We start from the raw sequence: 13,021 nt of genomic DNA, 5'->3' as shown, positions 1-13,021 counted from the left end.
GCGAACATGCCCAAGGGAGTTGCGGAGAACGTTCCGGACGACGGTCTGACGACCCGTCAGCGGCGGACGCTGCCGATCACGGCGGTGCACACCGGCCCCGGCAAGGGGAAGTCGACGGCGGCGTTCGGGATGGCGTTGCGGGCGTGGAACCAGGGCTGGCCGATCGGGGTGTTCCAGTTCGTCAAGTCGGCGAAGTGGAAGGTCGGCGAGGAGAACGCGCTGCGGGTGCTCGGCGAGTCCGGGCAGGGCGGCACGGTGGCGTGGCACAAGATGGGTTCGGGCTGGTCCTGGGTGCAGCGCGACATCGAGTCCTCGGAGGAGGCGGCCCGGGAGGGCTGGGAGCAGGTCAAGCGCGACCTGGCGGCCGAGACGTACCGGTTCTACGTGCTGGACGAGTTCACCTACCCGCTGCACTGGGGGTGGATCGACGTGGCGGAGGTGGTCGAGGTGCTGCGGGAGCGGCCGGGCAGTCAGCACGTGGTGGTGACGGGCCGCAACGCGCCCGCCGAGCTGGTCGAACTGGCCGATCTGGTCACCGAGATGACCAAGCTGAAGCATCCGATGGACGCGGGCCGCAAGGGCCAGCGCGGTATTGAGTGGTAGATCGTTGAACGACAGCATTCCTCGGCTGGTGGTGGCCGCCCCGTCCTCCGGCTCGGGCAAGACCACGGTGGCGACCGGCCTGATCGCGGCACTGACGGCACGCGGGCTGAAGGTGTCCCCGCACAAGGTCGGCCCGGACTACATCGACCCCGGCTACCACGCGCTGGCCGCCGGGCGCCCGGGCCGCAACCTGGACGCCTGGATGAGCGGCCCGGACCGGATCGCGCCGCTGTTCGCGCACGGCGCGGCCGGGGCGGACGTCGCGGTGGTCGAGGGCGTGATGGGCCTGTACGACGGGGCGGCCGGGCAGGGCGAGTTGGCGTCGACGGCGCAGGTGGCGAAGCTGCTGCGGGCGCCGGTGGTGCTGGTGGTGGACGCCTCCTCGCAGTCGCGGTCGGTGGCGGCGCTGGTGCACGGCTTCGCGTCCTGGGACCCGCAGGTGCGCCTCGCCGGGGTGATCCTCAACAAGGTCGCCTCGGACCGCCACGAGACGCTGCTGCGGGAGGCCCTGGAGGAGGGCTCCGGGGTGCCGGTGCTCGGCGCGGTGCGGCGGGCCCGGGCGGTGGACACGCCGTCCCGGCACCTGGGCCTGGTGCCGGCCGTGGAGCGTTCGGCGGAGGCCCTGCGGGCGGTCCACGAGATGGGCGAACTCGTCGCCGCCTCCGTCGACCTGGACGCCGTCCTGGCGCTGGCCCGCTCCGCGCCGCCGCTGAACGCGCAGCCGTGGGACGCGGCGGCCGAGGTCGAACGGCTCGCCGGGCCCCGGCCGAGGATCGCGCTGGCGGGCGGGGCGGCGTTCTCCTTCTCGTACGCGGAGAACGCCGAACTGCTGGCCGCCGCCGGGGCCGAGGTGGTGCCGTTCGACCCGCTGCACGACGAGCAACTGCCGGAGCGGACGGCGGGGTTGGTGATAGGCGGCGGCTTCCCGGAGGTGTACGTCGCCGAGTTGAGCGCGAACGCGTCGCTGCGCACGGCGGTGGCCGAACTGGCCGCGAGCGGTGCGCCGGTGGTCGGCGAGTGCGCCGGACTGCTGTACCTGGGAAGGGAGTTGGACGGCCTGCCGATGTGCGGGGTGCTGGACGCGACGGCCCGGATGACGTCCCGGCTCACCCTCGGCTACCGGGAGGCGGTGGCGCTCGCGGACTCCCCGCTGGCGGCGGCCGGGTCCCGGGTGCGCGGGCACGAGTTCCACCGCACCGTCACCGACCCGGTGGCCGGGCCGTCCCCCGCCTGGGGCTGGCGCACGCCCGCCGGACCGCACACCGAGGGCCACCTGCACGGCTCGGTGCACGCGTCCTACCTGCACCTGCACTGGACGGGCGCCCCGGCGCTGCCGGCCCGGCTGGTCCGGCACGCCGCCGACTGGGCGGCCGGACGCTGACGGCGTCGGGGCGCTGACCGGGCGGCCGGGCACCGACGGCATTGGGCTTCTGAAGCCGGCGTTCTGAAGCCGTCGGCCGCGCGGGCGGGGTGCTCGCGCGGCCGGGCGGTCGGTCAGACGGCCTTGCTGTTCGGGTGCTTGGCGGGCTCCTCCTGCTGGGTGGCCAGGCCCAGTGAGCGGCGCAGTGAGATGATCTCGTCGTCGCCCAAGTTGTCGTAGGCGGCGTCCAGTTCACGGCGGAGCGTGGCGTTGTCGGTGGACTTGGAGGCCGCCAGGTAGTGGTTCGCCGCGGTCTTGGACTTGCCGATCAGGCGGTCGACGGTCGCCTTGTCGACGCCGGTCAGGTGGGCGGAGGTGAGCATGCTCGCCTGCTTGGTCGCGGCGGCGTTCATCTCCTTCGCCCAGCTGCGGAACGCCTGCGGGTCGTCCTCGATCTCGACGTCCTCGTCCGGGCCCTTGGCCCAGACCTTGTCGAACTGGTTGGTGGCGTCGAGCAGGTCGCGCTGGCTGTTGGACAGGCTGCTGGGCATCTTCTGCAGCGAGCCGCTGCGCTCGGACTTGTCCTGGTTGCCCAGGAAGCAGACGACGCGGCGGGCGGAGGAGATCTTCCAGGCCGCCTTGTCCGGGTAGAAGAAGAAGGTGCTGACCTGCTCCGGGATCGACCAGGTGTCGGCCACGTAGCTGTCCACGGCGTCCAGGCAGGTGTCCTCGGCCTCCGCCCGCAGCGTGTCCTCGCCCGGGTAGTCACCGCTCTGAAGCGCGGTGGGCTTGATCGCGTAGGTCTCGCCGAAGTGCGTGGACGTGCAGTCGGTGGCCCGGACCATGCCCGGCGTGGTCTTGTTGAAGCACTGGCCGACATTCAGCCGGAACGGCGAGTTCGCCGAGAGACTGCCCGTGTTCGAGGTCTCCGAGGTGTGCGAGGGGGTCCGGTCCGAGTCGTCCGAGAAGTCGTCGGCGCTGAAGAGGCCGCCGAGGACCGCGAGGACGAACAGCACCATGCCGAGGCTGCCGGCCACGATGCCGGTGACGGCCAGGCCCTTGCCGCGCTCGCCGGTCCGCTTGATCTGGCGCAGCGCGCCGACGCCCAGGCCGATGGCGATGAAGCCGAAGTAGCAGCAGATGATGCCGGTGATCAGCGAGGCGATGGCCAGGTTGTTGGTGTAGAGCGAGCGCTGCGGCACCGGGTACATCATCGGGCCGGTGGGCACGCCCGGCGGGTACTGGGCGGTCCCCCACGGCTGCTGAACGCCCGTCGGCGCCCACGGGTTGCCCCCGTCGGGCACGGGCGGCAGCGGCGCGCCGGGGGGCGCGGGCGGCAGCGGCGCGCCGGGGGGCGGCACGGGGGCCCCGGGCGGCGGCGTGGACGGCATCGCCCACGGGTTCGCGGGCGGTGCGGGCGGCGCGGGTGGTGCGGCGGGCACCTCGGGCGCGACGGGCGCGGGCTCGGCGGGCGTCTCGACGGGCGTCTCGGCGGGCACGGCGTCCTCCGCCGACCGCTTGGTGAAGGAGACCGGGGCCGCAGGCGCGGTGGGCGCGGTGGGCGCGGTGGGCGCGGTGGGCGCGGTCGGGGAGTCGTCCCGGGCGGCGTCGGGGCCGGCCTCCCCGGTGCGTTCCTGGTCGAACGACATGCGTTTCCCCCTCGGGGCGTGGAACTGTTCGACGGCTGCGCGAATATAGCGGACCGGTCCGTCGGTCTCCCAACGCGTTCTCCGTCCGGTCCCGGGCCGCACCCCGAAACCCGTTGCATGCAATGCATACAGCGCTCTACGCTGCCGGTGTGCAGACCGAGAGCATCCATCACAGCCTGCGGGCCCTGATCCTCGACGGCCGCTACCCGCCGGGTGCGCGACTGGGAGAGGTGGAGGTCGCGGAGACCCTCGGGGTGAGCCGCACTCCGGTCCGGGAGGCGTTCCGGGCGTTGACGGCGGACGGGTTGCTGGCCGCCGCCGGGCGCGGTGTCCGGGTGGTGGAGCTGTCCGCGGAGGAGCTGTCGCACGTCTACCGGGTGCGGGCCGCGCTGGAGGCGCTGACCGCCGAGCTCGCGGCCGAGCGGCAGCGGGCCGGCCGGCTGGCCCCGGCCGAGCTGACGGATCTCGCGGCACTCGCCGACCGCACCCACCTGGCCACCGTGGAGCGCGAGTTGACGGAGGCGGTGCGGCTGAACCGGCAGTTCCACCGCCGGGTGGCGGAGCTCGCCGCCAACCCGGTCGCCCTGCACTCGCTGGAACGGCTGTGGGACCAGATCCAGGTCTCCACCCGCCGTTCCCTGCACGCGCCCGACCGCACCGCCCTGGTGGACGACCAGCACCGTGAGCTGCTGGCCGCCGTGACCGCCGGGGATCCGGCCGCTGCCGGGGCGGCCGCCCGGCGGCACGTCCTGGACACCTGCGCCGCTGCCCGGCCGCCCGAGAAGGAGTGACCTGATGGCCCTGTCCCACCACTACGCGGTCCGCGTCGACTGGACCGGCAACCTCGGTACCGGCACCGACACCTACCGCTCGTACTCCCGCGACCACGACATCTCCTCGGACGGGGTGCCGACGCTGCTGGGCAGCGCCGACAAGACCTTCCGCGGCGACCGTTCGCGGTGGAACCCGGAGCAGTTCCTGCTGGCCGCGCTCGCCCAGTGCCACATGCTGTCGTACCTGTCGCACTGTGCGCGCAGCGGCGTGGTGGTGCTGTCCTACACGGACGCGGCGGAGGCCACCATGGAGACCTCGGGCGGCGGCGGCCGGTTCGTCTCGGCGATGCTCCGGCCCCGGGTGGAGATCGCCGACGAGTCGATGCGCGCACAGGCCGAGGCCCTGCACGGCCCGGCCGGCCAGGACTGCTTCATCGCCTCCTCGGTGAACTTCCCGGTCCACCACGAGCCGGTGGTGACGGTTTCGCCCACTGCCTGACGCTTCGTCAACTCTCTTGGTGTAGCTGGCTACAGGGGGAACCCTGGGGTTGGCTCCAGGAAAAAGACGGTGGCTGGGGGGATCGATCCGGGCGGCGCGACGGCGAAGACTCGTGGTCATGCGAATGGTCATGCGAATCACTCCACGGGGCGCCGCGCTCGCCGCCGCCACCACCGTCCTGCTCGGCCTGACGGCGCCGCTCGCCACCGGCGCGCCCGCCCCTGCCCGCCCCGCCTGGGGCGCGTGCGCGGGCGGCGCGCCGGACGGCCGGCAGCTGTGCGCGGAGGTGACCGTCCCGGTCGACTACCGACAACCCGACGGGCCGTCACTGACGCTCGCGATCTCCCGGATTCCCGCCGCCCGGCCCGACCAGCGGCGCGGGGTGCTGGTGCTGATCCCGGGCGGCCCGGGCGGCTCCGGCCTGAACGGGCCGAGCGGCGCCGTGAACCGGCTGCCCCCGGAGGTCCGGGACGGCTTCGACCTGATCGGCTTCGACCCACGCGGTGTCGGCCGCTCCAGTCCGGTCTCCTGCGGGCTGGACTTCGCCGACCTGGCACCCGGCCGGCTGCTGCCCTGGCCCGCGCCCGACGGCCACGGCGGCGACGCCAACCTGGCCACCGGCCGGCGCGTCGCCGATCGCTGCGCGGAGAACGGCGGGCCGGTGCTGCGCAGCATCACCACCCGGAACGAGGCACGGGACATCGACCGCATCCGGCAGGCCCTCGGCGAGCGCCGGATCTCCGCCTGGGGCGTCTCCTACGGCACGTACGCGGGCGCGGCGTACGCCACGATGTTCCCCGACCGCACCGACCGGATCGTGCTGGACAGCAACGACAACCCCGATCCCGTGATCGCCGAACGCAGCTGGGTGGCCGCGGCCGCCACCGGCGCGGAGGACCGCTTCCCGGATTTCGCGGCCTGGGCGTCCTCCCCCGCCGCCGGCGAGCTCCGGGTCGCCGACACCCCCGAGCAGGTCCGCACCGCCTACTTGACGGCGGCCCAGCAGCTGGACGCCGCCCCGCTGCCCTGGCCCGGCAACAACCCGGAGGTGCTGAACGGCAACGGCCTGCGCGGCATGCTGCTGAACGGCCTGTCCGCGGACAGCAGGTTCCCCGCCGTGGCCGCCCTGATCCAGGCCGCCCAGGGCCTCCGCCCGCTCCCCGCGCCCGCCCCCGCACCGGACGCGGCGGCGCTGGCCCGGATGCAGAGCTCCACCGCGGTCTCCGCGGCGACGCTGTGCAACGACGTCTCCTGGCCGCGCGATCTCGCCGGGTACGCGGCGGCGGTGGCCGTCGACCGGGTCGCGCACCCGCTCACCGCGGGCATGCCGGTGAACGCGACGGCCTGCGCGTTCTGGCACTGGCAGCCCGCCGAGCCGCCGGTGCGGGTCACCTCCGACGGGCCGTCGAACGTGCTGCTGGTGCAGAACCGGCGCGATCCGGCGACGCCGTACGCGGGGGCGCTGAAGCTTCGCGCGGCGTTCGGCGACCGGGCCCGGATGGTCACCGTCGACTCCGGCGGCCACGACGCCTACCTGGCCAACGGGAACGCCTGCGGCGACGCCCTGGTGTCGGAGTTCCTGGCCACCGGGCACCGCCCGGCCCGGGACGCGTTCTGCCCGAAGGCCGGGTGAGGCCGTTGCGCGATCCGATCCACCGGCCGCACCGCCCCGACCGGGGGCGGTGCGGCGGGCCGCCGATCACCGGGCCGCCCGTCGCCGGGCCGGCGTCAGCCCAGGTCGCGGCGGTGCAGCCCGACCAGGCCCGTCAGGGCGACGAGCGCGGCCAGCGCGGTGGACCACAGCAGCGGCGCGGCGGTGACGGCGTTGCCGGGCAGGTGCGGCAGGTGGGTGAACGGGGACAGGTCGAGCACCCCCTGCGGCAGTTGCAGGATCGGGCCGAGCCAGGCGACCAGCACGAACAGGCCGTAGCCGGCCCAGCCGGCCGCCGTCCAGCGCGGCAGCAGGCCGTACACGGCCAGGGCCACGGCGGCGGTCAGCCACACCGCGGGCAGTTGGACGAGCGTCGCGCCGAGCATCCGGCCGACCGCGTCGCCCGTCCCGCCGCCGAGCGCCGCGCTCTGCGCCAGGCCGGCGGTGGCGCCGACGACGGCCAGCAGCACGGCGCTGCCGAGCAGCGGGAACAGCAGGTGTCCGCCGGCCCAGCGCAGCCGGGAGACGGCCCCGGCCAGCATGGGTTCGGCCCGGCCGGCGCTCTCCTCGGCGCGCAGCCGCAGCACGGACTGCACGGCGTACACGGCGGCGATCATCCCGAACACCCCGGCGATGGTGGACAGGTAGGCGTTCAGCACGCCCTGCTGTCCGCCGAGCCGGGCCATCAAGTCGGCCATCTGCCGGTTGTCGCCGACCAGGTCGACCACGCCCTTGGCGACGCTGCCGAACACCGCGCCGCCCGCGGCGAAGGCCAGCGCCCAGCCGAGCAGGGCGCCGCGTTGCAGGCGGCGGGCCAGCGCGGCGGCGTTCGCCAGGCCGGGTGCGGCGGCGGCCGGGCCGGGGCGCTGCGGGAGCATGCCGGCGCCCAGGTCGCGGTGCCCGACCAGGGCGCGGGCGAGCAGGGTGAGCAGTGCGGCCCCGCCCAGCGGCAGCGCCAGCACCCACCAGCGGTCGTCGGCGAACGCCCGGACCTGCTCGCTCCAGCCGATCGGGGAGAGCCAGACCGCCCAGCCGGTGCCGCTGCCGGAGTCGCCGACGGCGCGCAGCACGAAGGCGATGCCGATCGCCGCCCCGGCCAGGCCGTTGGCGGCCCGGCCGGTCTCGGCGACCTGCGCGGTGACGGCGGCCAGCGCGGCGAAGAACAGCCCGGTGGCACCGAGCGCGAGCCCGAACGCCAGCGCCCCGGCGGCCGACTGACCGGCCGCCAGCAGCACGATCGTCACCAGGGCGGCCAGCGCGGCGTCGGCGGTGAGGGCGGTGGCCAGCGCGGCGGTCATCGGGGCGCGGCGGCCGACCGCGCCGGCGCCGATCAGTTCGAGCCGGCCGTCCTCCTCCTCCGCCCGGGTGTGCCGCACCACCAGCAGGGTGGACATCAGCGCGGCCAGCACCGCCCCGAACACGCCCATCCGCCACGCGGTCAGCCCGCCGATGGTGGAGCCGTCGAAGATCGGGCCGTACAGGGCGCGCAGCGAGCCGTTGCCGTCGATGCCGGCGGCGAAGGTCCGCCGGGAGGCCTCGTCGCCGTACAGCGTGCGGAAGGAGAAGGCGGTGGAGGCGACCATGCCGGTGCCGATGTAGACCCACACCGGCAGGGCGATGCGGTCGCGGCGCAGGGCGAGGCGGTACAGGGTGCCGGTGCCGGCCAGCGCGTAGCCGCTCATCGGGCGGCCGCCGTCGAGGGGGTGTCGGCCGGGTCGTTCTCGTAGTGGCGCAGGAAGAGCTCTTCCAGCGTCGGCGGCCGACTGGTGAGGCTGCGCACGCCGACGGCGGTGAGTTCGGCGAGCAGGGTTCCGAGCTGTTCGGTGTCGACGTGGCAGCGCAGCCGGTTGCCGTCGACGGTCAGGTCGTGGGCGTAGGCGGGGTGCGGCGGCGGGCCGGTGAGGACGGCGTCCACCGAGGTGCGGGTGAGGTGGCGCAGCTCGTCGAGGGTGCCGGTCTCGACGGTGCGGCCGGCCCGGATGATCGACACCCGATCGCAGAGCGCCTCCACCTCGGACAGGATGTGGCTGGACAGCAGCACCGTGGCGCCCCGTTCGCGGGCCTCGCCGACGCACTCGCGGAACACCTCCTCCATCAGCGGGTCCAGGCCGGAGGTGGGTTCGTCCAGGATCAGCAGGTCGCTGTCGCCGGCGAACGCCGCGACCAGGGCGACCTTCTGCCGGTTGCCCTTGGAGTAGGAGCGGCCCTTCTTGGTGGGGTCGAGTTCGAAGCGCTCCAGCAGCGCGGCCCGGCGGGCCGGGTCGAGTCCGCCGCGCAGCCGTCCGAGCAGGTCGATCGCCTCCCCGCCGGAGAGGTTGCGCCACAGCGTCACGTCGCCCGGCACGTAGGCGATGCGGCGGTGCAGCGGGACGGCGTCGCGCCACGGGTCGCCGCCGAGCAGGGTGGCGGTGCCGGAGTCGGCGCGCAGCAGGCCGAGGAGAACGCGGATGGTGGTGGACTTGCCCGACCCGTTGGGGCCGAGGAACCCGTGAACCTCGCCCTGCTCGACCGTGAGGTCCAGTCCGTCCAGGGCGCGGGTGCGGCCGAAGGTCTTCACCAGGCCGGACACCGAGATGGCGGTCGTCATGAATTCGACGCTACTCTTGTTTCACAACTTCGTGAAGTCACCGAAAGTCCCGAATCTTCGCGTCGCCGGGGAGGCCGTGTGAAGGTGGGCGGACACCCGGTCGGGCGGATGTCGGGGAGGTTCCGGTGGTGCAGGTGAGTGAGGTGGGCGACGTGGGCGACGTGGACGCGCGGCGGAATCCGGCGGCGGTGTCGGAGTTCGTGGAGCGGTTCGCCGCGGTGCTGACGGACGCCGGGTTCCCACGGATGCCGGCCCGGGTGTTCACCGCGCTGCTGACGTCCGACTCCGGGCGGCTGACCTCCGTCGAACTGGGCGAGCTGCTGCAGATCTCCCCCGCCGCGGTCTCCGGCGCCGTCCGCTACCTGATCCAGGTCGGCCTGGTCACCCGGGAACGCGAGCCCGGCTCGCGCCGCGACCGCTACCGCGTCCACGACCACGTCTGGTACGAGGTCACCGCCAGCCGCGACCGCACCCTCTCCCGCTGGGAGTCCGGCCTCGCCGAGGGCATCGAGGCCCTCGGCCCGGACACCCCGGCCGGTCAACGCCTCGCCGAGTCCCTGGAGTTCTTCGCCTTCCTGCGGGTCGAGCTCCAGCAGATGATGCAACGCTGGCGCGAACGCCACGACTGACGGCACGCCGTGGCCGTTGCAGCGACGAGGCCGACCGGGGGTGTCCCGGCCGGCCTCGTCGTGCAGCAGGCGGTACTACTCCGCTCCGTCCGCGGCGGTCTCCCGGCTCCGCTCCAGACGCGGGCCGAACCGCCCCCACAGCGGCATCGACAGGACCAGCAGGGCCAGTACCGCGGCCAGAACCTCGGTGATGAATGCCCAGCCGTCCGGGTCGGGGGTGCCCTCGATCGAAGCCACCCGCCCGGCCGGGTCGAAGGTGACGTCGACGCGGTCGCCGACCCGGCAGCCGGTCGAGCGGAACTCGCGGATGTCCCCGCCGTCGGCGGCCCGCACCTCACAGTGCGGGGCGCTCGCCCGGCCGCCCGGAGTGACGGCAACGACCTCGGCGACCGTCCGCTCGCCGTCCCGGGCCAGCACGCCGTGGTGCACCGCATCGACCCCGGTGAACCCGAGAATGACCACCAGCGCGAAGGCCGCCACCGCCCCGACGAGGCCGACCACGGTGCGGTAGGCGAACCCCATCACCAGCATCAGGGCCATCGCCGACACCGCCCGCGACACATTCAGGGCCGGCGCACCCCAGCCGAGCTGGTGGTCCGCCACCCAGATCAGAGCGAAACTGCCGACCAGCGTCGCCGGCACGAACCGCACCCAGAAACGGTGCGGGTGTTCCTTGGACATGACGTTCATGTCGATCCCCCCATTGATCATTCGGATCAAGAGGGACGCTACTCCTGCCCGCACACCGCTGTCCGCCGGGGTGCCCGGGTGCGGCCGCCGATCGGTACGGCCGCCGCCGTCAGCCCAGGTAGGCGGGGGCGACCGCGGAGCGGACCAGGACGGTCGGGGTGCCGGTGCCGTCGGCGGGGGTGGTCCAGAGGTCGGAGCCGTAGTCGCCGGGCAGGGAGTACAGCAGGGTGTGGTCGTCGGACCAGAGTGCCTGGTCGTCGATGTTGCGCTGCTCGGCGGTGGCGGTCTCGGCCATGGTGGCGAGGTCGAGCACGTACAGCCGCCAGGGCGCGGCCGGGTCGGCGCCGGCCACCCGCTTCTTGTACGCGACGCGGGTGCCGTCCGGCGAGAGCGACGGGCACTCGACGTTCTGGTGCAGGGTGGTCAGGGTGCGGGCGGCGAGGTCGCCCTGCACCAGGTAGGTCTGGCCGCCGGTGGCGACCGTCGCGTAGAAGCGGTTGTCGTCGGCGGCGAAGGTGACGCCCCAGACGTTGACGTCGGACGCCTGCACGGGGTGGCCGTCCTTCAGCACCTGGAAGGTCTCCAGGTTGTCGTAGAACTGCCAGCTGCGGGTGTCGACGATCGCGGTGCGGGTGGAGAAGTCGGTGCCCGCGTAGGAGTCGCCGCTGACGAACACCGTCCAGCCGACCAGGTGCCCGGACGGGGAGACCCGGGAGCGGGTGGGGATGCCGGGCGCGGGGAAGCGCCTGACCTCGTGCAGCGAGGCGTCCAGCACGGACGCGTGGTAGGTGTCGTCCAGCGCGCCGTGCTCGGCCTGGAGGCAGATGCCGGTACCGGCGGCGGCGTGGAAGCGCAGGCACTTCACCCCGGACGCGGTCCGCGGCCCGTCCGGCCGGTCGGCGGGCACGGCGGCGACCTCGTCCCGGTGCGGCCCCCAGGCGAGGTTGCGCAGCAGCAGCTGACGCCCCGCCGGTTGCAGCGTCACCGCACCCTCCCGCACCGGCGGCCCGCCGGCCTGCTCCTGGTTGCGCCGATCGGCCCGCCCGACGGCGTACCGGACCGCGAAGGTTCCGACCCCGGCCAGCAGCAGCACGGCCACCGCCAGCACCAGCACCTTGCGCCGCACGTTCCCACCGGGAGGTTCGGGCGTCTCGGAGTCCGGCTCTGCGACGACGGGAGCAGTCATGTGAGGTGCCCTCCGGGCGGGGGTTCGTGAGCGGTCGCGGGATGGCGGCGCATCAGCCGGTCGTGGCGGTCGGGCGGAGCAGGCGGGTGGCGGCGAGGGCGGTGACGGCCAGGGCGACCGTCGTCGCGGCGAGGGCGGTGCGGGGGCCGCAGAGGGTCCAGGCGGCGCCGAAGGCGAGGGAGCAGGTGAAGCGGGCGAGGGCCTGGCCGGTGCCGACGAGGGCCTGGCCGGCGCCCTGTTGCTCGTCGGGGACGGTCGCGGCGGTGGCGGCGGCGAGCACCCCGTCCGTCGCGGCGTAGAAGGTGCCGTGCAGCAGCAGGACCAGCACGGCGGCGCCCGCGCCGTGCAGCGGGGAGAGGACGGTGCCGTACGCGCCGAGCAGCACGGCGTGGCCGGCCAGGAAGAGGGTGCGGCGGCCGATCCGGTCGGCGAGCAGGCCGAGCGGGACGGCGAGGGTGAGGAAGACGGCGGCGGTGCCGAGCGGCAGCAGCGGGAACAGGTGGGCGGGCAGGGCGAGTTCGCGTTGCAGCAGCAGGTAGAGGAAGGAGTCGCTGACGGTGGTGAGGCCGAGCAGCACGGCGGCCAGGGTGAGTCGGCGCAGCGCGGGCCGTCGCAGCAGCGCGATCGCGTCCCGCAGCGTGGGTCGGGGGCCGGGCGGCGCGGCGGCGGGAGCGACACGGCCGGGCGGCGCGGCGGCGGGAGCGACACGGCCGGGCGGCGCGGCGGCGGGAGCGACACGGCCGGGCACGAACAGCACCAGCAGCAGCACGCCGAGCACGGCCACGCACCCGGAGACGGTGAACACCGCGCCGTAGCCGGCCCGTTCGGCCCGGTCGTCGGTGATCCGCAGGACGGCGAAGGCGAGCAGCGGGCCGAGCAGCGCGCCGGTGGTGTCCATGGCGCGGTGGACGCCGAACGCGCGGCCGCGGTGTTCGGGTGCGGTGGCGAGCGAGATCATCGCGTCGCGCGGCGCGGTGCGCAGGCCCTTGCCGGTGCGGTCGATCGCGAGGACGCCGCCGATCAGCGGCACGGTGTGGACGAGCAGCAGCAGCGGCTTGCACAGCGCGGACAGGCCGTAGCCGATCCCGGCGACGAGTTTGTGTCCGCGTCCGCCGCGGTCGGCGAGGTGGCCGCCGAGCAGCCGGACCAGCGCGCCGACGCCGTTGTTGATGCCGTCGAGCAGGCCGAAGCCGAGCGGGGACAGGCCGAGCGCGGCGACCACGTACAGCGGCAGGACCGCGCTGACCATCTCGGAGGAGACGTCGGTGACCAGGCTGACGGCGCCGAGCGCGAGCACGGTGCCGGGGACGGCGGCGCGCCGCCCCGGGCGGGTGCCCGGGGTGGCGGCCGCGGCGCGGTCACTCTTGGTGGAGCGGGCGTCCGCGAGGTACATC

At 74.5% G+C, this 13,021-nt stretch carries 12 protein-coding genes; 6 read left to right on the top strand and 6 right to left on the bottom strand.

Features of this window, described 5'->3' with window-relative positions; genetic code table 11:
- The first annotated feature begins 6 nt into the window (after positions 1–6).
- Both cobO and ACFV4P_RS24210 read left to right on the top strand, forming a co-directional pair.
- Positions 7–603 carry a cob(I)yrinic acid a,c-diamide adenosyltransferase gene (cobO, locus tag ACFV4P_RS24215; RefSeq protein WP_380474378.1) on the top strand — a complete coding sequence of 199 codons (597 nt, stop codon included), beginning with the start codon at positions 7–9 and terminating at the stop codon, positions 601–603.
- Positions 604–607: 4 nt separating this feature from the next.
- Positions 608–1,984, top strand: a complete 1,377-nt coding sequence (locus ACFV4P_RS24210; RefSeq protein WP_380474376.1) for a cobyrinate a,c-diamide synthase — start codon at positions 608–610, stop codon at positions 1,982–1,984.
- Between the two features lie 113 nt (positions 1,985–2,097).
- On the opposite strand, the gene ACFV4P_RS24205 is transcribed toward ACFV4P_RS24210, so the two are convergent.
- Entirely contained in the window at positions 2,098–3,612 is a 1,515-nt protein-coding gene (locus ACFV4P_RS24205; RefSeq protein ID WP_380474374.1) for a DUF4190 domain-containing protein, read from the bottom strand.
- A 149-nt stretch (positions 3,613–3,761) separates the two neighbouring features.
- On the opposite strand from ACFV4P_RS24205, the gene ACFV4P_RS24200 reads away from it, so the two are divergent.
- The 3 genes from ACFV4P_RS24200 to ACFV4P_RS24190 all read left to right on the top strand — a co-directional run bounded on the left by ACFV4P_RS24200 (position 3,762) and on the right by ACFV4P_RS24190 (position 6,517).
- Positions 3,762–4,403, top strand: coding sequence for a GntR family transcriptional regulator (locus ACFV4P_RS24200; protein ID WP_380474372.1), 642 nt, complete (start codon positions 3,762–3,764; stop codon positions 4,401–4,403).
- A gap of 4 nt (positions 4,404–4,407) precedes the next feature.
- Positions 4,408–4,884 (top strand): OsmC family protein, encoded by a 477-nt coding sequence (locus ACFV4P_RS24195; protein WP_380474370.1) that lies wholly within the window; start codon positions 4,408–4,410, stop codon positions 4,882–4,884.
- A gap of 130 nt (positions 4,885–5,014) precedes the next feature.
- Positions 5,015–6,517, top strand: coding sequence for an alpha/beta hydrolase (locus ACFV4P_RS24190; RefSeq protein WP_380474368.1), 1,503 nt, complete (start codon positions 5,015–5,017; stop codon positions 6,515–6,517).
- Positions 6,518–6,612: 95 nt separating this feature from the next.
- Here ACFV4P_RS24190 and ACFV4P_RS24185 read toward each other — a convergent pair whose 3' ends face one another.
- Both ACFV4P_RS24185 and ACFV4P_RS24180 read right to left on the bottom strand, forming a co-directional pair.
- Positions 6,613–8,217 carry an ABC transporter permease gene (locus ACFV4P_RS24185; RefSeq protein ID WP_380474365.1) on the bottom strand — a complete coding sequence of 535 codons (1,605 nt, stop codon included), beginning with the start codon at positions 8,215–8,217 and terminating at the stop codon, positions 6,613–6,615.
- The gene (locus ACFV4P_RS24180) at positions 8,214–9,122 is read right to left on the bottom strand and encodes an ABC transporter ATP-binding protein (RefSeq protein ID WP_073814745.1); all 909 of its coding nucleotides are present in this window, start codon (positions 9,120–9,122) and stop codon (positions 8,214–8,216) included. The genes ACFV4P_RS24185 and ACFV4P_RS24180 overlap by 4 nt, the downstream gene beginning before the upstream one ends.
- Before the next feature lie 125 nt (positions 9,123–9,247).
- Between ACFV4P_RS24180 and ACFV4P_RS24175 the strand changes: the two genes are divergently transcribed.
- A complete protein-coding gene (locus ACFV4P_RS24175; protein ID WP_380474361.1) occupies positions 9,248–9,751 on the top strand; it encodes a GbsR/MarR family transcriptional regulator in 504 nt (167 codons plus the stop codon).
- 75 nt (positions 9,752–9,826) lie between these two features.
- Here the strand turns inward: ACFV4P_RS24175 and ACFV4P_RS24170 are convergent, their stop codons facing one another.
- From ACFV4P_RS24170 to ACFV4P_RS24160, 3 genes are all read right to left on the bottom strand, one after another.
- Positions 9,827–10,441, bottom strand: coding sequence for a DUF3592 domain-containing protein (locus ACFV4P_RS24170; protein ID WP_380474358.1), 615 nt, complete (start codon positions 10,439–10,441; stop codon positions 9,827–9,829).
- A 109-nt stretch (positions 10,442–10,550) separates the two neighbouring features.
- The gene (locus ACFV4P_RS24165) at positions 10,551–11,627 is read right to left on the bottom strand and encodes a TolB family protein (protein ID WP_380474355.1); all 1,077 of its coding nucleotides are present in this window, start codon (positions 11,625–11,627) and stop codon (positions 10,551–10,553) included.
- A 52-nt stretch (positions 11,628–11,679) separates the two neighbouring features.
- The gene (locus ACFV4P_RS24160; RefSeq protein WP_380474353.1) at positions 11,680–13,020 is read right to left on the bottom strand and encodes an MFS transporter; all 1,341 of its coding nucleotides are present in this window, start codon (positions 13,018–13,020) and stop codon (positions 11,680–11,682) included.
- Position 13,021: the final 1 nt, after the last annotated feature.

Origin of the sequence: Kitasatospora sp. NPDC059795, assembly GCF_042732175.1 — a bacterium.
GTDB lineage: Bacteria > Actinomycetota > Actinomycetes > Streptomycetales > Streptomycetaceae > Kitasatospora.
The sequence above is the reverse complement of the archived record's forward strand: the minus strand, read 5'-3'. Positions and strand labels throughout refer to the sequence as shown.